Origin of the sequence: Thermococcus sp. 4557, assembly GCF_000221185.1 — an archaeon.
GTDB lineage: Archaea > Methanobacteriota_B > Thermococci > Thermococcales > Thermococcaceae > Thermococcus.
Window position 1 is genome coordinate 644,918 of record NC_015865.1, and the last position, 20,085, is coordinate 665,002.

Below are 20,085 nucleotides of genomic sequence, written 5' to 3' on the forward strand. Positions count from 1 at the left end.
GGGCAAGATGGTTCGAGGGAGTGCAATGAGGTACAGAAGGGGAGCGAGCGCCGAGAGGGAGCTCATAAAGATGCTCGAAAAAGCCGGCTTCGCTGTCGTCCGCTCCGCCGGAAGCAAGAAGGTTGATATAATAGCCGGAAACGGGAAGCTCTACCTCTGCATAGAGGTCAAAAGCACCCGCGATGAGAAGCTATACTTCAGCGAGGAGGACTACAGAAAGCTGACGTCCTTTGCCGAGAGGTTCGGGGGAAGGCCCGTGGTGGCGGTTAAGTTCATCAACAACGGCTGGAGGTTCTTCCACCCGATGGACATGGAGAAAGGGGGCAAGAACTATAAGGTGAGCCTTCAAACAAAGAATTACCTCACCTTCGATGAAGTCATAGGGAGACAGAGGTCCCTCGAAGGGGTGATAGAACGTGAAACTTAGGGGAGCCCTGATTATAATCCTGCTCACCGCGGTGCTTCCGTTTCTGCCCATCACAAGCGCCCAGTCGCCTCTCGTAATCGTGCCGCTGAACAACGACTTCTCAGGGGTTCCCGGGGACACCATCATAGTCCCATTCAAGCTGGAGAACCTCGGAAACCAGACCCTAGAAAACGTCAGCGTTTACATCACGGGGCCTGCCGAAGGATTCCTTTACCAGAGCAAGGTCATCAGAGAGCCCATAGGACCGAACCAAACATACCAGGATACGCTTTCAATAAAGATACTGAACATCGCCCCCGGGAAGTACAACCTCACCATCGTGGCCAGGGCGGGATCGGTTTACTCCGAGGCCCCCCTGACCGTGACCGTGAAGACTTTCGTGGACTACGACCTGAAGATCGATGTGGGAAGGGAATACCCATACGGAAGCAACGTGAGCGTCATTCTCAGAATGGGCTCAAAGGCCAATGGAGTGATAATCGGCAGGATAGGCTACACAATCACCAGAGACGGGGAAACCGTTGAGAACTTCGTCACCACAATATACCTGAACCCCGGGGAGAAGTGGGTCAGGAACGTTACCCTCAGCCTGCCCCCTGTGGGGGATTACACCGTGAGGCTGTGGGCGTATTTTGGGGGGAAATCAAAGAGCACCACCGCAACCTTCAGGGTGTTCCAGAGAAACCTCGGTTACAAAGCCTACTTCGAGAACGGGGCAATACACGTATTCGTCCACGACGAGGGCGACAGGGGTGTTTCCGACATCTCCGTTAAAATAAACGGGATACCGTTCAAGACGGACGAGTCGGGGACCGTTTCGTACCTCGTCAGTGAGCCCGGCACATACGGAATCGTCCTGAACCTCGACGGAAGAATAGTCACAACCTTTGTTGAGGTCAAGAAGCTCTTCATAAGCTACGAGCAGAGGAACGAGACCCTCCTAGTGAGGGTTGTTGATTCCACGGGAAAACCGGTGCCCAACATAACCGTAACAGCCTCCGGGCCCATCGGCAAGGACTACAGCACCACCAACGCCTCTGGATTGGCCGCGGTGGACCTCAGGAGGACGGGATACGGTACAATAATCCTCAAGGCGGAGAGCAGTGCGTACATGGAGGCATCTGCAAGCGCCAAAACGGTCGAACCGCCGAGGCCCACGCCGACCACGACGTCCAGCCCTAGCCCAACGACCACTACCGCCCAACCAACCACAACCACCACTCCATCAAAACCGCCGAGGGACTACGGCCCCCTCGCGCTTATACTGATCGTCTCGGGCGTCCTGCTCGCGGGAACGTCATACCTTGCGTTTTTCCAGCATACGGTTCAGGAGGAGACCCTTGACAGGTACTACTTCGTCAAGGTGAAGGCACCGAGACTGAGGGGCATCGACAACTTCAGGTTCGAGAAGGGGGTCAATGCAATCGAAGCAAGGGCAACCCGGGGGAAGGTGGAAATCAAGGATGGAAGCGTAATATGGGAGATCGACCACCTGGAACCCGGCGAGGAGGCCTACCTGCAGGTCATCCTCGGCTGAATCCCTTTTCTTTCGTAAACCTTATTAAGCCGGCCGAATACATTCAGATGGAAATCTAAAGGAGGCGAAAGCCATGGTGGACATTGAACTGCTCAGGAAAATTGTGGAGGCGCCGGGCGTTTCCGGCTACGAGTTCCTTGGAATAAGGGACGTCGTTTTTGAGGCCCTGAAGGACCACGTGGACGAGATATACGTTGACAAGCTCGGCAACGTTATCGCCCACAAGAAGGGGAACGGGCCGAGAATAATGATCGCGGCCCACATGGACAAGATAGGCGTCATGGTCAACCACATAGACAAGGAGGGCTACCTCCACATAGTCCCCGTTGGAGGCGTTGACCCCAGAACCCTCGTCGCCCAGAGGATAAGGTTCTTCACCGAGAAGGGCGAGCGCTACGGCGTCGTCGGCCACATACCACCGCACCTCCAGAAGCCCGAGGACAGGAAGAAGGCCGCGGACTGGGACACCATCGTTGTGGACGTCGGCGCTGACAGCAGGGAAGAAGCCGAGGAGATGGGCTTCCGCGTCGGAACCGTCGGTGAGTTCGCTCCAGCGTTCGTCCAGCTCAACGAGAACAGGATTGCGACGCCATACCTCGACGACCGCGTTTGCCTCTACGCCATGATAGAGGCCGCCAGAAGGGTTGAGAACCACGAGGCGGACATCTACTTCGTTGCCTCCGTGCAGGAGGAGGTCGGCCTCCGCGGTGCTAGGGTCGCGAGCTACGCGATTGATCCGGAGATAGGCATAGCCATGGACGTCACCTTTGCCAAGCAGGTCGGCGACAAGGGTAAAATCGTGCCCAAGCTCGGCGGCGGCCCGGTCATGGACGTAGGTCCGAACATCAACCCCAAGGTTCGCGCCTTTGCCGATGAGGTTGCGGAGAAGTACGAGATACCGCTCCAGGTCGAGGCCAGCCCGAGGCCGACCGGAACCGACGCCAACATAATGCAGATCAACCGCGAGGGCGTTGCGACGGCCGTTCTCAGCATACCGATACGCTACATGCACAGCCAGGTCGAGACCGCCGACCTGAGGGACATAGACAAGACCATCGAGTTCGCCAGGCGCTTCCTCGAGGAGCTTCGCGAGATGGATCTCACTCCGTGAGCATCAGGTATAACCGAGTTTTACCCTCTTTTTTCCATTATAAAGCCCGATTCCCCGGGAAAAGTTTATACTCCAAACCACCATAATATATACCGGTGGGGAGCGTGGAATATGAGGAGGTTCTGAAAAGCGTGAGGCTCATCATGGAAGGGATGCCCGCCTCCGTCGAGGAGTTCAAATCCATGGGACTCGCGCGGGATGGGGTGTACAAAAGGCTCGAGTTCGCTATCGGGGTGGTTCTGGATGGGCTCTCAGAACTCGCGAGGGAGCACGACATTATCGCCCTGTCGTACAAGGAGATAGTTGAAGGCCTCTCGGAGAAAGGAGTAATTCCCGAAAGCGTCGCGGATAAGGCGATTTTCCTGGCCCAGCTCAGGGAGGTTCTCATCTACGACTATGATTTGGTAAACGATGAAATGGCATTCAGAGACATGGATGAGTATCTCGAATTCATCGAGACTGTCCTGGACTTCCTGGAGGGGTCCCGGTGATACTCGTTGTGCCCGTGGGTGGTGTGGACACCGGAACCGTAGAGGCGGTTTCAAGGTTCGTTGACAGCTACTATTCCCGTTTGAGCCTCCCGGTCAGGGTGTCCGATACTATACCCGCAGAATGGTTCTCGGACGCGTACAATCCCTCCAGGGACCAGTTCCTCGGCAGGGTGTTTCTAGAGGCCCTTGGGGAGATAAGAGCAAAAACCGGGGCGAGGGCGGTTCTTGGAATCACATCCCTCGACCTCTACGAGAAGGGTCTCAACTTTATATTCGGGCTCGCCCACCCCGGGATGGGCGCCGCGGTCATTTCAACCTTCCGCCTTCGGCCCGAGTTCTACGGGGAGAGGTCCAACGCGAATCTGCTGGTTGAAAGGGCGGTTAAAGAGGCCATGCACGAGCTCGGCCACGTCTTCGGCCTGGGACACTGTCCGAACAGACTGTGCGTAATGCACTTCTCCAATTCCATACTCGACACGGACGTGAAGGGGCCGTACTACTGCACGTCCTGTGAGCTCAAACTGAAGAAAAACCTGGGGGTGATTTCATGATTGAGATAGAGATCAAAGGGTACGCGGATGATAAAATCTTCAGCAGGGTCAGGGAGAACTTCGAGATGATACGGAAGGAGTATCACGAGGACACGTACTTTCAGCACCCCTGCAGGGACTTCGCCGAGACTGACGAGGCGCTCAGGATAAGGGTGAGGCGCTTCAACGGGCACTTCGAGGCGTTTCTGACGTACAAAGGACCGAAGATAGACTCGAACTCAAAGACACGGAAGGAAATCGAAGTCCCGCTCAGCGATCCGGACAAGCACGCCGAGATACTGGCTCGCCTGGGCTTCAGGGAGGTCATGACCGTTGAAAAGGTCAGGGAGAAGTACTACGTGGACAAGGGAATTGTCATAGCACTGGACGAGATCGACAGGCTCGGGAAGTTCATAGAGATAGAGGCCCTGGCCGAGAGCGAGGAGGCCGTGGAAGAGACCGTGAGGCGGCTGAGGAAGATACTTGAAGAACTGGGGGTAAAACGCTTTGAGAGACGTTCGTACCTCGAGCTCCTGCTTGAAAGGAGATGAGCTATGGGGAAGCTTGATGAGTTCTTTAAATCCCTGGGAGGGGAGAAGAAGCGCTCCGAACTGGAGGTTCTGGAGGAGATCGAGGCGTACCTCCATGAGGGCGGGATAGACGAAGCCATCGCAAAGCTCCCTGAACTCAAAAGGGAGCACAACCTCTTCCTCGCCCTCAGGATGATAGTGCGCGCCATAGTCGAAACGCTCGACGAGGCTGAGAGGCAGGGCACCCTCACAGACGATGAAATAGGGATGATAAAGGAGAAGGTTCGGAGCCTGATTCCCGCCGTGAACGGCCTGTTAACCAAGCGCTATCGTGCCATTCTCCTCTCAGACCTGGCGGTTCTGTTTTACCGGCTAGACGACGAGCTCAATGGGGACCTCGCACTGAAGACCGCAATAAACCTCGCGGGGGACGATGCCGATATAGTGAGGGACATCATTATGGAGCTCGTGAAGAGGGGGCTTTTGGCGAAGGCGGGCTACGCCATCAAGATGGCAAAGAATCAGGAAACCATTGACGTCGTGCTGGTCAATCTTGCGGAGAGCTTCTACCTCGCGGGCGACGAAAAGAGGGCGGCGTTGATATTGAAGCACATATCCCATCCGTTCCAGAGGGCCATGGCGCTCTACTACATGGCGTCCGTAGAGGGAGAGCGGGACCGGAAAAAGGCCCTCCGTCTTCTTGAAGCGGCCTTTGAGGAGGCAGAGAAGGTTGAATCTCCCGACGCGAGGTTCGAGCTCATGCTGAAGCTTTACGACCTCAAACACAGTCTTTTGGGGGAGAGCTTCAACGTGAGGGACGTCCTATCCTGGAGAGGAGCTCCTCAGGAGTGAGAACCGTCTCACCGAGCACGCCCCTTTTCTTCAGCTCATGGGAAACCTCAAGGGCCGGCGGCAGCTTCACCCCGAGCCTTCTTAGGGTGTCCGCCTCCTCCGCGACCTCCTCAGGGGTCCCCTGGAGGACTATCTCCCCGCGGTCCATGACCATAACCCTGTCGGCGTAGCGGAGAATGTAGTCGGTATGGTGCTCCACGAGGACGACGGTTATACCATGCTCCCTGTTGAGGAGCGACACAAGGCCCAGAACCTCCCTCCTTCCCACGGGGTCAAGCTGGCTCGTCGGCTCGTCGAGGACTATTATTGACGGCTCCATCGCAAGAACAGCCGCGATAGCGAGCCTCTGCTGCTGACCGCCGCTCAGGTTCGGCGGGAACTCCTTCTCAAGACCCCTCAGGCCGGTGACCTCAAGGGCCCACCGGAGCCTTCTGAGTATCTCATTCCGCTCAAGCCCCAGGTTTTCCAGACCGAAGGCTATCTCCTCCTCCACCGTCATGTTGAAAAGCTGGCTCTCGGGGTTCTGAAGGACGAGGCCGACGACCGTGGAAAGCGTTGGGACGGGGGTTTCCTTCGTGTTGTACTCCTCCCCCGTCCTTGGGTCTTTAACAATCACGTCGCCCTCAAACTCCCCCTTTATCGAGTTCGGGATTATCCCGTTGAGGGTGAGGCAGAGGGTGGACTTTCCGCTCCCGCTCGGGCCGATTATCCCGAGGAGCTCGCCCCTCTTTACCGTGAAGCTGACGTCCTTCAGGGAATAGCTCTCCGCCCGACGGTATTTGAAGCGGAGGTCCTCAACACGGATTACGTTCATCTGCCCCTCACCACCCTCGGGACGAGGAAGAACGTGCTTATAATGAAGACTAGGGTGGAGAATATCTCGAGCCTCCCTATCCACATGTGGAGGATGAGGAGAATCTTCATATCCACGGGCATGTGGGTCGAGGTTATCCCCACGCTCAGCCCGACGTTGCCCTGTGCGGAGGCCACCTCGAAGAAGGAATCCACGAGGCTGGTTCCCATGCGGAGCATCGTGTAAACGGTTCCGATGAGGAGCAGGGCGATGTAGGTTATTGTGAAGCTCATAACCTCCTGAATATCCTCCTCGGTGAACAGATAGTTGCCGACCTTGCGCTTTATGACGGCTCCCCTGGGCAGTATGGCCTGCTGAATCGTCCATTTGAGGCTCTCGTACATCAGCGTGACGCGGATGAGCTTTATACCTCCCGCAGTACTTCCAGCGCCACCGCCTATGACCATGAGGATTCCGATTATGAACTTGCCGAGCTCGGGGTACCTGCTGAGATCGGCTATGCCGAAGCCCGTACACGTTATTGCAGAGACGGAGTGGAAAACCGACTGACGGAGGGATTCACCCACGGTGTCGCCCACCTGGATGAGACTGTAGGCAGTTATCGCAACCGCTGGGACGAGGAACACGAACATATACCCTACCTGGATGTCCTCAAAGAAGGGCTTCAGGTGCCTGCTGACGAACATCCTGTAGTGAACCGTGAAGTTGACGGCACCCATTATCATCAGGAATATCGTGACCGCCTCGATGGACGTGCTGTTGAAGTAGCCGATGCTGAGGTCGTGGGTGCTCATACCGCCCGTTCCCAGGCCGGTCATCGCGTGGGTGACGGCATCGAAGAGGGGCATGCCGTTGATGTAGTACAGGTAAATGCCGACAACGGTCAGGACGGAATATATCTGGAAGATGACCTTGGACGTGTTAACCAGGTTTGGGAGGATTCTCTCGCTCCTGGCCTCGGCCCGGTAAAGCCTCGCTGCAGCCACACCGGGGCGTATGAGAACGGTGAGGGCGACGAGAACTATACCGATTCCGCCGAGCCACTGCATCCAGGCACGCCAGAACAGGAGGATGTGGGGATAGCTCTCCAGATTGGTCATCATGGTGAGGCCCGTGCCCGTCCACGCGCTCATGCTCTCGAAGTAGGAGTCTATGAACGACATCTTGGCTATGGCCATGAAGGGCACGACACTTATGGCGGAGGCAAAGAGCCAGGTGAACGCGGCCGAAACCATGGCCTGCCTGAGGTTGACGTCCTCGATTTTACCCATGTGCCTTGCCAGCCAGGCACCGAAGAGCACGGAGAATGTGCCTGGGAGGGCAAAGTAGATGACGTAGTTAATCTCCTCCGGATAAAACCAGGCCAGCAATACAGGGATGAGGTAGGCGATGCCCACGCCCTGAAGGATTGAGCCGATGAGGTTCTTCACCACGAACAGATCGTCCGAGATGTTGATGTGCTTGCCGAGTTCCAGCATAGGCCCACCGTAGGGGTAGGGTTCGCACCAAATAAAAGGTTTTCCCGTGGAAAGGTTTAAGGGGCACGTGCTCACCCCAGTTATGGTGATAAAAAGTGGACGAACGGGAGGCACTGATAAAGGCCGGCGAGATAGCCAGACAGGTCAAGAAGGAAGTTGCCGAACTCATAAAGCCGGGGGCAAAGCTCTACGACATCGCCGAGTTCGTTGAAAGGAGGATAATTGAGCTTGGCGGAAAACCGGCGTTCCCGTGCAACCTTTCAATAAACGAGATTGCGGCCCACTACACACCCTACAAGGGCGACGAAACCGTCCTCAGAGAGGGCGACTACCTCAAGCTCGACCTCGGCGTTCACGTCGATGGATACATAGCCGACACCGCCGTGACCTACCGCGTCGGGATGGAGGAGGACGAGCTGATGGCGGCCGCCAGGGAGGCCCTCGAGAACGCCATCTCCACGATCAGGGCGGGCACCAGGATAAACGAACTCGGGAAGGCCATAGAGGACACCATACGCGGGAAGGGGTTCAACCCGATAGTCAACCTAAGCGGCCACAAGATAGAGCGCTACAAACTCCACGCGGGCATCAGCATACCCAACATATACCGCCCCGCCGACAGCTACGAGCTCAAGGAGGGGGACGTCATCGCGATAGAGCCCTTCGCGACCACCGGTGCCGGCCAGGTTATAGAGGTGCCGCCGGCGCTCATCTTCATGTACGTGCGCGACAGACCCGTCAGAATGGCCCAGGCGAGGAGGCTCCTCATGCACATCAAGAGGGAGTACCGCACCCTGCCCTTCGCCTACCGCTGGCTGCAGGACTTCATGCCGGAGGGACAGCTCAAGCTCGCCCTCGCCCAGCTCGACAGGGTCGGGGCCGTTTACAGCTACCCGATACTGCGTGAGGTCAGGGGCGGCATGGTAGCTCAGTTTGAGCACACGGTCATCGTGGAGAAGGACGGGGCATACATCATGACCTGACGTTTTTCATTCAATTTTGCGGCAGGGTTTATCCCCTTCTCCCATTCTTGGAAAGACATCGAAAACAGCCGAGTCAGCATCTCATTTTCTGTTTATTCGGGTCTGACTGCGGTTGAGTGAGCCGGTTCCACAGGGATGTCCGCGTTCACAGTACCAGTGGGACGTTGTGGAGTGAGCAAGACGGGAGAAGAGGGGAATCAAGACCCCCATCGGGCTCGGCAGTTGGTTGGCGCCGGGGCAGGGATTTGAACCCTGGTGGGCAGAGCCCACTGGATCTCGAGTCCAGCGCCTTCCCAGGCTAGGCTACCCCGGCGCGGTTGAGAGTTCATGGTGGAGTTTTATAAATCTTTCCGCGAAAAATTTATTAAAGAAATGTTATTAAAATCCTGTTGAAAAGGTTTAAATTGACCGGCGCCCTAGTATAATATGAAGGAGGTGACAGCATGGTCGGTATTCTTGTGCAGGAAGTTATGACCGACAGGTTCCAGAAAATCGACATCGCCGCCCCGCTTTCTGAGGCGATTGGAATTTTCGAGAAGGAAGACCCCGACCTTATTCTGGTCTTCGACGGAAACCTGTACAAGGGAGTCCTGACACAGGACCTTATTATACGCTCCCACCTCAAGTGGGACCCAACCAAGGCCAAGGTTAAGGATGTGTACAAAACCGCCCCGGTTATCAAGCCGGATGAAGACCTTAGCAAGGCCGCCAAGCTCATGATGGAGGTTGATCTCCGCTCCCTCCCCGTTGGAGAGAGCAAGGCTGAAATCATTGGAGTTATAAGCGACATAGAGCTCCTCAAAAGGGTCGCCGAGGGAGAGTTCGGAAAGAAGAAAACGGAGGAGTTCATGACCAAGGACGTCATAACACTGAAGCCGGACGATACCGTTGCCAAGGCCCTTGCAACGATGCGCGACCACGCGATATCGAGGATTCCGATAGTAAACGAGACCGGAAAGCTCGAGGGGCTCGTAACCCTCCACGACCTCATCATAAGGTTCATCAAGCCCCGCTTCAAGTCCCAGTACGGTGAGGTGGCCGGTGAGAAGATTCCCCCGTTCAGCATGCAGCTCCGCGATGTCATGATAAGGGGCGTCATAACCGCCAGGCCGGAGGCCAGCGTCAGGGAGGCCGTGGCGACGATGATGGAGAACGACATCGACGGCCTCGTCCTCGTCGATGAGGGCAACAGGGTCGTGGGCATCCTGACCGTGAAGGACCTGCTCCTGCCCATATCCAGGATGGTCGAGAAGGAGGCCCGCTTCTACCTCCAGCTGGGAGGTGACGCTGAGATACTCAGCGACTTCACGAGGGAGCGCATCATAGACGACGTCAAACGCTTCGTCGACGGCTACGAGGACCTCCTGGGCCAGGAGGGCATAATCTACCTCTACATAAGGCGCTTCAACGAGAAGTTCCGCGGCGTGCACCTGTACCAGGCCAGGATGCGCGTTGTTACCGACAGGGGAGTGTTCATAGCCACCGGTGAAACCTGGGGTGCAATACAGGCAGTTCACGACGCCCTGAGGGCCATCGAGAGGCAGCTGCTCCAGAAGGCCGAGCTGGAGCACGACACCCGCTACTACAAGAGGTTCATAGAAAAATTGGGACTGGAGTGATTTCACTCCATTTTAAATTCTCTTTCGAGGATTTTCAGCTGCTGCTTCTCCAGTGATGCGGGATCAACGATAAGCGCCATGGTGCCTCCCTGGAGCAGCACCCTGTCTTTTATGTTCAGAAGGAACTTAAACGCACTCTCAAACCCGTTCTCAACAATTAGATACTCCACCGCTTCCACGACAACCACCGTGTAGCCCCTGGCCAGGGCCCCGGCCATGAGATCCGTCAGGATGTCTATTTTGGTCGGGCTTATGGCGTACACCCTGGGTGAGTCCGAAAGCTCTCCCTCGGATACCCTCGTCATCCAGAACACAACGGCATTCGGATGCAGCACGTCTTCAAGCGAATTGACGTCTCTCCGGGTTATCAGAATCATATTGGGTATCCTCTCAAACTCCCCCAGAGCCCTCCTCGCCGCGGCCCTGCTGGGATACATGAAAGCCCCACGGGGCACTTCGTGACCGTCGTCCGGGGCGGGGAAAACAAACGGCCAGAGAACGAAGCTCAGTGCGCCGATGGCCATCATAATCCTGAAGAGGGTGCCCAGCCAGAAACCGTAGGGGATGAACCACGGCCACGCGGCGGTTACTGGATACGTGGCGTTCAGAAAACCCAGGAGAACCATCCCAGTGGGGAGGAGCATCTGACCCCATCTCCTGGAGATTACATGCCTGTAGAGCAGAAGACCCATGTAAATGTAGCCAGCAACGTAAACCATCATGGGGCCGAAGCTCTTCAGGAAGAAGCTTACCTCCACCGTGCTCACGTTGGTGATAACTATCCAGAGGTACGCCAGCACGCCCACCCCCAGGGCGAGGACGGAGTTCCTGAGGGAGGGGGTTGAAGGGTTCAGGTGTTCCGCGGCCAGTATCAGGAGAACCCCCTGGAACGCGGTGTTTATCATATCAAGCACGAAGGACACCGAAGATACAAGGGAAAGGCCCAGGGGTTCAAGGAGGAGCCTCTCCGGGTCGATGGCGGCCAGGAGGAAAGCAAACATCATCAGCATCCAGCCTCCGCTCTCCTCCCTCCGTGTTTTGTACGCCGCCACCCCAAACAGGACCCATCTCGAGATAAGGTTGAGGAAGTATGCCCAGCTCAAAGCTTCCGTACCTCCTTCTCCTGCCTGACGATCAGCAGGCTGCCGGGAGGAACGTTTCTATCAACTATGGCACCGGGACCTATGAAAGAGTTGCTCCCTATCTTTCTGCCGGGATAAATGCTGACGTTTATGCCCACCTTGACGTCGTGGCCGATTATCGCGCCGAGCTTGTGCCTGCCGCTGTCCTCGAGCTTACCCTTAACCTCGACCTTCACGTTGCCCCTGTCGTGTCTGAGGTTCGCGGTTATCGTCCCCGCGCCCAGGTTGGTGTTCTCCCCGATTATTGAGTCACCGACGTAGTTGAGGTGGGGCGCATTGCTGCCGTCCATTATTATGGAGTTCTTGACCTCCACCGCGTTGCCCACGTGACAGCCGTCCCCTATACTGGTGGCGGGCCGTATGAAGCAGTTGGGGCCAATTTTGGAGTTCCTTCCTATCTTAACCGGACCCACGATGTACGCCCCGCTCCGGACGACTGTGCCCTCTCCAATCTCAACCGGCGGGACTATGGTGGCCCCCTCCTCCACTATACCCCGTATTTCGTGCCTCAGCTTGTTCTTCAGGAGGTACTCGTTGAGCTCAAGGAGGTTCCAGGGCCTGCCTATGTCGTTCCAGTAGCCGGAGTAAACCGCGTATGTCACCCTTCTGCCCGCCCGTATCATGAGGTTGAGGGTGTCCGTTATCTCGTACTCTCCGCGCTTGCTCACCGGGGTCTTCTCGATGAACTCAAAAACCTCGGGCCTGAATATGTAAACGCCGAGGTTGGCGTAGCCGGGAACCTTCCCGGGTTTCTCCTTCACCCCGGAAACAAGGCTCCCCTCGACCTCTATCTTGCCAAAGTGGCTGAGGTCGTCGAACTCTTTAACAAGAAGGGCAGCGTCGGCCTTTTCCCTCCTGAAGGCCCCTATCAGATCCTTTACACCCTCGATCTCAAAGTAAATGTCGCCGTTGGCCACTATGAACTCCTCTTCCCCGATGTTCTTCCGGGCGGACTCTATCGCCTTGGCAGTCCCTTCACCGGGCAACTGGTCAACGTAGGTTATCGGTTTGCCGTTGAACTCATCGCCCAGGGTCTTGATCAGCTTCTCCTTCTCGTATCGAACAACGATGATGAACTCATCCACGAAAGGGTCTAGGTTCTCAAGAACGTAACCGATTATAGGCCTGTTGGCCACTTTGAGTATAACCTTTGGCCTGTCATCCGTCAGCGGCCGGAGCCTTTCACCCTTTCCAGCGGCAAGAACAACAGCCTTCACATAACCACCCCCATCAGGTAGACCGCGATTGCGATTAAACCGAAGGATACGAGGAAAGTCCGCCTGCTCACCGCGCCGGCAAGCTTGAGTAGGAGCTTCATCGTCACAAGGCTCACCACGAACGCCGCCAGGAACGCGGTGAAGAGCAGCGCGACGGGAAGCTTCGGGTCCCATCCCCCCATGAAAGCGAGCTTCAGGACCAGGTACACGGGTGCCACCAGGAAGCTCAGCTCAAGGGCCCGCTTTACGTCCATGCCCGTGCTCGCAAGGCCGAGGAGTACAAAGCCGCTCCTCGAGAGTCCCCCTATTAGGGCGACACCCTGGGCCAGCCCGGAGACCACAGCATCCACCAGGGTGGCCTCGTCCTTTTTCTCCCGGATGCTGCGTTCGATCCCTTCAAGGGGTGCCTGAACGCGCGTACCGGCCAGGAGACCCACCAGAACCAGCCCAAAGCCGGCAATCGCGTTTATCAGGTCCGAGGTGCCGGGATCCACTGCATCGGAAACCGTCTTCAGGATGGGATATCCCACCAGCAGGGTGAACACGGAGGCGTAGATGAAGTACATCGTGTCCGAATCGAGATGTTTCTTAATCGCATTTTGGGAGCCGAGCGCTATCAGCTCCCTGAAGTAGAAGAGGGTAGCAAACATCACACCCAGATAGGAGGGGACGAGATAATCCCCATACGAGGGTGCCACAGCCCCTAGAAGGGCGGTGAAGGAGTGGCCCTCCGGACCGACCGGGAGCCAGGAACCGAGCGCGATTATCATTCCGGAAATCAGCGGTGCAACGTAGTCCACGGGCGATATCATGGCAACCACAGAAGAATTTAAACGGCCTAAAACATAAACTTTTCGAGGGATTCGGATGAGGCTGACCGTGATCTACGAGAACCATGCCGGGTTCGTGAAGGGCCTCCTAGGCGGGCACGGATTCTCCGCCCTCCTGGAGCACAGGGGCAGAAGGGTGCTCATCGACACAGGAACCGACGGGGAGGTGCTTCTCGGCAACATGACCGAGCTTGGAATCGATCCTGGGGAAATAGACTCCGTCTTCATAACCCACGGGCACTACGACCATACGGGCGGACTGAAGGCGTTTTTAAATGCGCGGGAGGAGCCGGTGAGGGTCATCGCCCACCCAGAAATCTTCCGGCGCAGGGTGGCACTGAAACCCCACAGGAGGGATATAGGGATCCCCTTTGACAGGAGGGAGCTTGAGGGGCTTGGAGCTGAGTTCATCCTGAAAGAAGGGCCCTTCGAGTTTGCGCCGGGACTCTGGAGTTCCGGGGAAGTACCGCGGCGCACGTGGGACAGGGCCGTGGGCTACGTTGAGGAGAACGGCCGCCTCATCAGAGACCCGGTCCCCGACGATATCGCCCTGATCGTCGACATGGGGGACTCGGTAGCCGCGGTCACCGGCTGCGGCCATTCAGGAGTTCTGAACATAGCATGGCACGCGGAGGACGTTCTTGGAAAGCCGGTCAGGGCGTTGATAGGGGGACTCCATCTGAGGGGCGCCAAAAAAGAGCTTCTAAATGGGGTCGTTGAGAGAATCGACGCCGAAATGCTCTACGCCGGCCACTGCACGGGGCTGGACGAGTACGCGTTCCTGAAGGCGGGGCTGGGCGAGAGGATTGAACCCCTCTACGTCGGCAGGGTCATCGAGCTTTAGCGAACCTTTAAATACCCGGCCGAAAAGCTAAGCACCGCGAGAGAAAAGAGAAAATGAGAGGTGAGAGAGATGAAGAACCCCTTTGAAAAGATGCCGACGGTGCTTACCGCTGACGAGATTATCGATAAGGCCTTCAGGAGAGCGGAGAAGGCGGCCTCGGCCCTCACCCCCAAGGGCGGCCCCAGGGCCAAGGCCAGGCAGAGGGAAGAGCTGAGAATCAGAACGATCTCCAACGTCATCCGCGACAACCTGAAGAAACTGCTGGACAGGACGCCCGGAGTCTCGGAACTTCCCCCGTTCTACAGGGAGCTGGTTGATACGCTCGTTGACCGCGACCAGTTCCACCGCTCCCTGGCCCACGTCAACTGGGCAGTAAAGACGATACGGAACCTTGAGCAGCGCTACGCCGAGAAGATACGATACTCGCGCGACCCGGACGAGATGTCAAGGCTCCGCAGGCAGTTCTACGGCCGCGTTGCCGACGTCATCAGGGACATCGCCGACGACCTTGAGTACCTCAACCAGGCGAGGAACGTCCTCAAAGACCTCCCTGTCGTCGATCTCAACCTTCCGACGGTGGTTATAGCGGGTCATCCCAACGTGGGCAAGAGCACGCTCCTCAGGGTGCTGACGAACGCCAGACCAGAGGTCGCCAGCTACCCCTTCACCACCAAGGGCATAAACGTCGGCCAGTTCGAGGAGCACTACCTGAAATACCAGGTCATAGACACGCCCGGCCTTCTCGACAGGCCGCTCAGCGAGAGGAACGAGGTGGAGAGACAGGCCATCCTGGCGCTCAAGCACCTCGGAAAGGTCATAGTCTACATCTTCGACCCCAGCGAGTACTGCGGCTATCCGATTGAAGAGCAGACCCACCTGTTCGAGGAAATTTACAAAGAGTTCGGGGAGTTCCCCTTCATCGTAGTCCTCAACAAGGTGGACATAGCGGACGAGGAGAAGATTAGAAAGGTAGAGGAGTTCGTCAGAGGCAAGGGCCTTGAACCCCTCAGAATCTCGGCGCTCAACGGCGAAGGGCTCGATGAACTCAAGAAGCGCGTCATCGAGCTGGTCAAACCGATGGTCGAGGAGCAGGCGAAGAGGATAATGGAGAAGGAATTGCGGAAGTACAGGGAAGAGCTTGAGCTCTGACCCTCGCTTCTTTTATATCGTTAACCACCGTAAAGCCAGAGAAGTTAACGGTAGCGTAAAGTTTTTAGGGTTAACGGTACTTAACGGTAATCATGGATGTGAATGAACTTCTGGCACTCATTCGCCAAGGGGAGAACGAGAGGATAGAGTTCAAACGCAGGGCAACGCCTGAAATCGCCAGAGAGATATGCGCCATGGCCAACGCCGACGGTGGCTACATTCTGATAGGTGTAAGCGACGAGGGCAATGTTTTGGGATGTGACATCAAAAAGGCCAGGGAAACGATATCCTCCGCACTTCAGAACGTCACCCCTCCCCTGCAGGTAAAAACCCACGTGCTTGAGATTGGTGGCAGAAACGTTCTTGTCGTAGAGGTCCCAAAGTCCCGGAACCTCTGCTCCATCGGTGGAGTCGCCTACATCAGGATAGGCTCTGGGATAAGGCCCCTTTCAATCCAGGAGATTCTCATGCTCTCCTCCGAGCTGGGGGCGGTTACCTGGGACGAGTTTCCAGCGGCCGAACTCCCGAAGATGAAGGAAGAATACGTTGAGTGGTTTTTCTCGGCGGTGGAGAAGGCAAGGGGCAGGCGTATCCCGAGGGAAGACTGGAGCCGTTACCTGAGGAGTGGAAAGGCGATTAAAGGGGACAAGCTGACGAACGCGGGGGTCCTGTTTTTCACCGATGTCGAGGAGTTCATACCGCACGCGGGGGGCAGAATCGTCAAAATGGATGGGGAGAGACCCGTGTGGAGCAGGGAGTTCCAGGGGCCGGTATGGAAGGTTATAGATGAGATGTACGCGGAGCTTCTTTCCCAGTTCAGCACGATAGAAGTGGTGGTGGGAACAAAGAGAACCAAACTGTCCGAGTATCCCACAAGGGCCGTCAGGGAGGCCATAATAAACGCCTTCGCCCACAGGAACTACGCAATCCCCGCGGACGTCAGGATTTTCGTCCATCCGGATAGGCTTGTAATAAGAAATCCAGGGGGCCTGATGCCGGGAGTGGACCTCGAAGACCCCGAACACGTGCCGAGGAACCCCAACCTGTGCGGACTCATGTACGATGCGGGCTACATCGAAAAGTACGGCTACGGCCTAAGACTGATCCGCGAGGAATGCAGGAAGCACGGCCTTGTGGAAGTGGAGTTCAGAAGCAGCGCAAACCGCTTTGAAGTGGTCTTTAAGAAGAAAACTGACGAGCTTCTGGATGATACCGACAGAAAAATCCTCGAGTTCCTGACCGTTCCGAGGAGGAGCGGGGAGATAGCAAAGTACGTTGGCCTCTCGAAGCCTGCCGTGTTAAAAAGGCTTGAAAAGCTCGAAGCCCTGGGCCTTGTAAGAGCCATAGGCAGAGGTGCCCAGAGAAGGTACGAGATGGTTCATCGTTAACCACCGTAAAACCAAAGAAGTTAACGGTAGCGTAAAGTTTTCAGGGTTAACGGTACTTAACGATAGCACTTAAAAGGAGAAAAGAGTTCAGGCGCTCTCCTCCTTGATGAGAACGGCGTTGACGACGCCGTCCTGGCCGGGCCTGCTGGTGACTATGGCCCTGCCGGCCTCGGTCTCGACGATGGCGCCCTTGGTGATTATGTTTCTCCTGACGTACTGCCTGTTGGCCGGGTTCTCAACGACGTTGAGTATCTTGACCTTCTTGCCCTTTCCGCCGTCGAAGACGTTGGCGTAGAGGGCCTCGATGAGCCTGACCTTCCTGTTTCCGCCGTAGGTCCTGATTATCTTCTTCTTCTCCCTGTCCTCGCCGACCTTGGTGAAAGCGGGCTCCCTTCCAAGCTCCCTCTTCCTCTTCTTCCTAGCGAGGATAATCCTTCCGCCCGAAGGCTTCTTGAGTGATCTTCCCTGCCAGATAGCCATTCTTCTCACCTCATGAGATTGATATTCACCGTTTACAACCTATCGCCACTTTCGGGGGTTCGTTTATAAGCTTTTCTGGCTCGCCGGCTCAAAAAATTTAAAAGGCCCCGCCCCCATTACTCCAGCGGGTGGTGGAATGGGCGCGATAGATGCGTTTGTAAGGACATTCTCGCTCATGATGGAAGCGAAGAGACTCTACATCCCGGCACTGATCTTCGCACTCCTTCTCGCCCCGGTGACGGCGTATCTGCTCCCAAGCGGGCAGTTTGAAATCACACCGAACCAGACCACGAGCGGGGACGTCATCATGGAGCAGTACGGTGGGGACGTGGAGGAGGAGTTCCTGGACTACCTCACCCAGCTCGGAAAGGCCTTCGCGGTAATAACCCTCATCAGCACCATCATCGGCTCGATAGTCCAGTACGCCATCATAAAGGGGGTTCTCCTCCACGAATCAGGGGAGGAGTACAGCATCGAGGGGCTTCTCCTCGACGGCCTTAAGCACCTCCCAGGAGTCATTTTAATTGGACTCATATTCACTACAGTCGCCATTGCACTCGCCGCGGTCGCGCTGATACCCGCGGTTCTGGGAGCGATGTTCCTTCCATGGGGCGCGGTGCTGATACTAATTGGAGTTCTGCTCCTCCTGGCGGTACTGGCCATCACAACCAGCCTCACGGCCATAGCAATACCCCTCTACGCGGATAAGGGGCGGATAAGCGCGGCCTTTGAGGCATTTGGAATGACCTTTGGAAACGCCCTCTCCAGCCTCGCCTTCGGTGTGCTCCTCTGGGTGGGCGTGATAGCGATAACGATGATAACTGGGCCCCTGAGCTTCGCGGCGGAGGTAATCCTCCCAGAGGGAATTGCCAGCTACGTCTCGCAGTTCCTCCAGGCCCCCTTCAACGCCCTCCTCATGGAGTTCCTGTGCGTCGGAGGGGTTGCGTTCTACCGGGAAATTCAGAAGATGGAAGAACTGAAAAAAGTTGACGAAGAGCTCATGGAGCTTGGGATTGAGATTTAACCCCCGTATTTCCTCTCTTTTGCGGCCTTAACGAGCCCGCGGAACACTGGCGCGGGGTTCATCGGCCGCGACTTGAACTCGGGGTGGAACTGGGTGGCTATGAAGTACCTCCTGTCCGGGAGCTCGAGTATCTCCATCCTCCTGCCGTCGTCCCCGGCCACTCCGCTGAAGACCAGGCCCGCCTTCTCGAACTCTTCTATGTAGTCTGGATTGACCTCCCAGCGGTGCCTGTGGCGCTCGTAAACTATCTCCTTCCCGTAAAGGGCCCTGGCCATGGTGTTGGGTTTTATGTGGACCGGGTAAGCGCCAAGCCTCATCGTACCCCCAAGCCTGTCCAGGTCCCTCTGCTCCGGCATGAGGTCAACAACTGGATGAGGTGTCTGCGGGTCTATCTCCGTGGAGTGGGCGCCTTTCAGGCCAAGGACGTTCCTGGCGAACTCAACGACGGTGAGCTGGAAGCCGAAGCAAATCCCGAGGAACGGAATGTCGTTCTCCCTCGCGTAGCGGGCGGCCATCATTTTGCCCTCGGTTCCACGGGCACCGAAGCCGCCCGGGACGATTATTCCATCGACCCCCTCCAGAAGCCTGACACCGTGCTTTTCAAGCTCCTCTGCTTCTATCCAGCGTATCCTGACCTTGACGCCGTTGGCAACGCTGGAGTGCTTCAGGGCCTCCTTGATGCTCAGGTAGGAGTCCGAGAGCTTGACGTACTTTCCGACGACGGCTATCTCAACCGTGTCCTCAAGGTTCTTGTACGTCTCAACCATGTCCCTCCAGGCATCGAGGTCCGGCTCCCTTTCGGGCAGGCCGAGCCGCTTGGTGATGTACCGGGCCAGCCCCTCCTTTTCGAGCATCAGCGGTACCTCGTAGGTGTCCTCAACATCGTAGGCGCTGATTACAGCCTCCTCGGGGACGTTGGTGAAGAGGCTTATCTTCATTCTCGCGCTTTCCTCGAGCGGGTCCTCCGAGCGGGCCACTATCGCATCGGGCTGGATTCCAAGGGAGCGGAGCTCCTTGACGCTGTGCTGGGTCGGCTTCGTCTTCTGCTCGCCGACGACCTTGAGCTTCGGCACGTAGGTGACGTGGACGAAGGCAACGTTCTCCCTGCCCTCCTCGATCTGCATCTGCCTCGCCGCCTCGAGGAAGGGCATGCTCTCGATGTCGCCGACGGTTCCGCCTATCTCCACCACGACAACATCGTAGTCCCTGGCGAGCCGCCTGATGCGTCCCTTTATCTCGTTGGTGATATGGGGTATGACCTGAACCGTGGCACCGAGGTACTCGCCCTTTCTCTCCTTCTCAATGACGGCGGAGTAAACCTTGCCGGTGGTTATGTTGTGGTCAAAGCTGAGGCTCGTGTCGAGGAAGCGCTCGTAGTTGCCGAGGTCGAGGTCAACCTCACCGCCGTCGTCGAGGACGAAAACTTCTCCATGCTGGTAGGGGTTCATCGTTCCCGCGTCGTAGTTGAGGTAAGGGTCGATTTTGATGTTCGTCGTCCTGAGGCCCCTTGCCTTCATCAGCATTCCCAACGAGGCGCTGGTTATGCCCTTCCCAAGACCGCTAACAACACCACCCGTGACGAATATGAACTTTGTCATGGCAAAACCTCCAGGGGTTATGTCGTTGGTTGATTGATGAG

20 protein-coding genes and 1 tRNA gene are annotated in these 20,085 nt (G+C 56.7%); 13 read left to right on the forward strand and 8 right to left on the reverse strand.

Going from position 1 to position 20,085, the window contains the following annotated elements:
* Positions 1–25 precede the first annotated feature (25 nt).
* From hjc to GQS_RS03355, 7 genes are all read left to right on the forward strand, one after another.
* Positions 26–427, forward strand: coding sequence for a Holliday junction resolvase Hjc (hjc, locus tag GQS_RS03325; protein ID WP_014012260.1), 402 nt, complete (start codon positions 26–28; stop codon positions 425–427).
* Positions 417–1,964, forward strand: coding sequence for a membrane protein (locus GQS_RS03330; protein WP_014012261.1), 1,548 nt, complete (start codon positions 417–419; stop codon positions 1,962–1,964). The genes hjc and GQS_RS03330 overlap by 11 nt, the downstream gene beginning before the upstream one ends.
* 73 nt (positions 1,965–2,037) lie before the next feature.
* A complete protein-coding gene (locus GQS_RS03335; protein WP_014012262.1) occupies positions 2,038–3,075 on the forward strand; it encodes a lysyl aminopeptidase in 1,038 nt (345 codons plus the stop codon).
* Between the two features lie 95 nt (positions 3,076–3,170).
* Positions 3,171–3,566, forward strand: a complete 396-nt coding sequence (locus GQS_RS03340) for a DUF86 domain-containing protein (protein ID WP_238515813.1) — start codon at positions 3,171–3,173, stop codon at positions 3,564–3,566.
* Positions 3,563–4,117 (forward strand): archaemetzincin family Zn-dependent metalloprotease, encoded by a 555-nt coding sequence (locus GQS_RS03345; protein WP_014012264.1) that lies wholly within the window; start codon positions 3,563–3,565, stop codon positions 4,115–4,117. Before GQS_RS03340 ends, GQS_RS03345 begins: the two co-directional genes overlap by 4 nt.
* Positions 4,114–4,647 (forward strand): class IV adenylate cyclase, encoded by a 534-nt coding sequence (gene cyaB, locus GQS_RS03350; protein WP_014012265.1) that lies wholly within the window; start codon positions 4,114–4,116, stop codon positions 4,645–4,647. The genes GQS_RS03345 and cyaB overlap by 4 nt, the downstream gene beginning before the upstream one ends.
* Positions 4,648–4,650: 3 nt before the next feature.
* Positions 4,651–5,478, forward strand: a complete 828-nt coding sequence (locus GQS_RS03355; RefSeq protein WP_014012266.1) for a hypothetical protein — start codon at positions 4,651–4,653, stop codon at positions 5,476–5,478.
* Here GQS_RS03355 and GQS_RS03360 read toward each other — a convergent pair.
* Positions 5,432–6,292, reverse strand: a complete 861-nt coding sequence (locus tag GQS_RS03360) for an ATP-binding cassette domain-containing protein (protein ID WP_014012267.1) — start codon at positions 6,290–6,292, stop codon at positions 5,432–5,434. The two genes, GQS_RS03355 and GQS_RS03360, sit on opposite strands and share 47 nt — an antisense overlap.
* Positions 6,289–7,770, reverse strand: a complete 1,482-nt coding sequence (locus GQS_RS03365) for a TrkH family potassium uptake protein (RefSeq protein WP_014012268.1) — start codon at positions 7,768–7,770, stop codon at positions 6,289–6,291. The genes GQS_RS03360 and GQS_RS03365 overlap by 4 nt, the downstream gene beginning before the upstream one ends.
* 95 nt (positions 7,771–7,865) lie before the next feature.
* Here GQS_RS03365 and map point away from each other — a divergent pair, with 95 nt between their 5' ends.
* A complete protein-coding gene (gene map, locus GQS_RS03370; RefSeq protein WP_014012269.1) occupies positions 7,866–8,753 on the forward strand; it encodes a type II methionyl aminopeptidase in 888 nt (295 codons plus the stop codon).
* 227 nt (positions 8,754–8,980) lie between these two features.
* On the opposite strand, the gene GQS_RS03375 is transcribed toward map, so the two are convergent.
* A tRNA-Ser gene (locus GQS_RS03375) sits at positions 8,981–9,066 on the reverse strand.
* A gap of 130 nt (positions 9,067–9,196) precedes the next feature.
* On the opposite strand from GQS_RS03375, the gene GQS_RS03380 reads away from it, so the two are divergent.
* A complete protein-coding gene (locus tag GQS_RS03380) occupies positions 9,197–10,372 on the forward strand; it encodes a CBS domain-containing protein (RefSeq protein WP_014012270.1) in 1,176 nt (391 codons plus the stop codon).
* Positions 10,373–10,374: 2 nt separating this feature from the next.
* Here GQS_RS03380 and GQS_RS03385 read toward each other — a convergent pair whose 3' ends face one another.
* From GQS_RS03385 to GQS_RS03395, 3 genes are read right to left on the reverse strand one after another with little or no spacing between them, the layout of a single operon-like run.
* Positions 10,375–11,475, reverse strand: coding sequence for a DUF835 domain-containing protein (locus tag GQS_RS03385; protein WP_014012271.1), 1,101 nt, complete (start codon positions 11,473–11,475; stop codon positions 10,375–10,377).
* Positions 11,472–12,731 (reverse strand): bifunctional sugar-1-phosphate nucleotidylyltransferase/acetyltransferase, encoded by a 1,260-nt coding sequence (gene glmU, locus GQS_RS03390; protein WP_014012272.1) that lies wholly within the window; start codon positions 12,729–12,731, stop codon positions 11,472–11,474. The genes GQS_RS03385 and glmU overlap by 4 nt, the downstream gene beginning before the upstream one ends.
* On the reverse strand, positions 12,728–13,543 hold the full coding sequence (locus GQS_RS03395) for an undecaprenyl-diphosphate phosphatase (protein ID WP_014012273.1): 816 nt from the start codon (positions 13,541–13,543) through the stop codon (positions 12,728–12,730). The genes glmU and GQS_RS03395 overlap by 4 nt, the downstream gene beginning before the upstream one ends.
* A gap of 55 nt (positions 13,544–13,598) precedes the next feature.
* On the opposite strand from GQS_RS03395, the gene GQS_RS03400 reads away from it, so the two are divergent.
* The 3 genes from GQS_RS03400 (at position 13,599) to GQS_RS03410 (ending at position 16,942) form a co-directional block, all read left to right on the forward strand.
* Complete coding sequence (locus tag GQS_RS03400) at positions 13,599–14,405, forward strand: MBL fold metallo-hydrolase (RefSeq protein WP_014012274.1); 807 nt, start codon at positions 13,599–13,601, stop codon at positions 14,403–14,405.
* A gap of 69 nt (positions 14,406–14,474) precedes the next feature.
* The gene (locus GQS_RS03405) at positions 14,475–15,554 is read left to right on the forward strand and encodes an NOG1 family protein (RefSeq protein ID WP_014012275.1); all 1,080 of its coding nucleotides are present in this window, start codon (positions 14,475–14,477) and stop codon (positions 15,552–15,554) included.
* A gap of 92 nt (positions 15,555–15,646) precedes the next feature.
* Positions 15,647–16,942, forward strand: coding sequence for a helix-turn-helix domain-containing protein (locus tag GQS_RS03410; RefSeq protein WP_014012276.1), 1,296 nt, complete (start codon positions 15,647–15,649; stop codon positions 16,940–16,942).
* Between the two features lie 87 nt (positions 16,943–17,029).
* On the opposite strand, the gene GQS_RS03415 is transcribed toward GQS_RS03410, so the two are convergent.
* Positions 17,030–17,422: a 30S ribosomal protein S8e gene (locus tag GQS_RS03415; protein ID WP_014012277.1), complete on the reverse strand. Its 393-nt coding sequence runs from the start codon at positions 17,420–17,422 to the stop codon at positions 17,030–17,032.
* A 136-nt stretch (positions 17,423–17,558) separates the two neighbouring features.
* Here GQS_RS03415 and GQS_RS03420 point away from each other — a divergent pair, with 136 nt between their 5' ends.
* On the forward strand, positions 17,559–18,446 hold the full coding sequence (locus tag GQS_RS03420; protein ID WP_014012278.1) for a hypothetical protein: 888 nt from the start codon (positions 17,559–17,561) through the stop codon (positions 18,444–18,446).
* Here the strand turns inward: GQS_RS03420 and GQS_RS03425 are convergent.
* Positions 18,443–20,044 (reverse strand): CTP synthase, encoded by a 1,602-nt coding sequence (locus GQS_RS03425; protein WP_014012279.1) that lies wholly within the window; start codon positions 20,042–20,044, stop codon positions 18,443–18,445. The two genes, GQS_RS03420 and GQS_RS03425, sit on opposite strands and share 4 nt — an antisense overlap.
* Between the last annotated feature and the right edge of the window lie 41 nt (positions 20,045–20,085).

Excerpts from the sequence above, each read along its gene's own strand:
- hjc (WP_014012260.1), top strand. The coding sequence starts at position 26 with ATGAGGTACAGAAGGGGAGCGAGCGCCGAGAGGGAGCTCATAAAGATG.
- GQS_RS03335 (WP_014012262.1), top strand. The coding sequence starts at position 2,038 with ATGGTGGACATTGAACTGCTCAGGAAAATTGTGGAGGCGCCGGGCGTT.
- cyaB (WP_014012265.1), top strand. The coding sequence starts at position 4,114 with ATGATTGAGATAGAGATCAAAGGGTACGCGGATGATAAAATCTTCAGC.
- GQS_RS03355 (WP_014012266.1), top strand. The coding sequence starts at position 4,651 with ATGGGGAAGCTTGATGAGTTCTTTAAATCCCTGGGAGGGGAGAAGAAG.
- GQS_RS03360 (WP_014012267.1), bottom strand. The coding sequence starts at position 6,292 with ATGAACGTAATCCGTGTTGAGGACCTCCGCTTCAAATACCGTCGGGCG.
- GQS_RS03365 (WP_014012268.1), bottom strand. The coding sequence starts at position 7,770 with ATGCTGGAACTCGGCAAGCACATCAACATCTCGGACGATCTGTTCGTG.
- GQS_RS03380 (WP_014012270.1), top strand. The coding sequence starts at position 9,197 with ATGGTCGGTATTCTTGTGCAGGAAGTTATGACCGACAGGTTCCAGAAA.
- GQS_RS03395 (WP_014012273.1), bottom strand. The coding sequence starts at position 13,543 with ATGATATCGCCCGTGGACTACGTTGCACCGCTGATTTCCGGAATGATA.
- GQS_RS03400 (WP_014012274.1), top strand. The coding sequence starts at position 13,599 with ATGAGGCTGACCGTGATCTACGAGAACCATGCCGGGTTCGTGAAGGGC.
- GQS_RS03405 (WP_014012275.1), top strand. The coding sequence starts at position 14,475 with ATGAAGAACCCCTTTGAAAAGATGCCGACGGTGCTTACCGCTGACGAG.
- GQS_RS03410 (WP_014012276.1), top strand. The coding sequence starts at position 15,647 with ATGGATGTGAATGAACTTCTGGCACTCATTCGCCAAGGGGAGAACGAG.
- GQS_RS03415 (WP_014012277.1), bottom strand. The coding sequence starts at position 17,422 with ATGGCTATCTGGCAGGGAAGATCACTCAAGAAGCCTTCGGGCGGAAGG.
- GQS_RS03420 (WP_014012278.1), top strand. The coding sequence starts at position 17,559 with ATGGGCGCGATAGATGCGTTTGTAAGGACATTCTCGCTCATGATGGAA.
- GQS_RS03425 (WP_014012279.1), bottom strand. The coding sequence starts at position 20,044 with ATGACAAAGTTCATATTCGTCACGGGTGGTGTTGTTAGCGGTCTTGGG.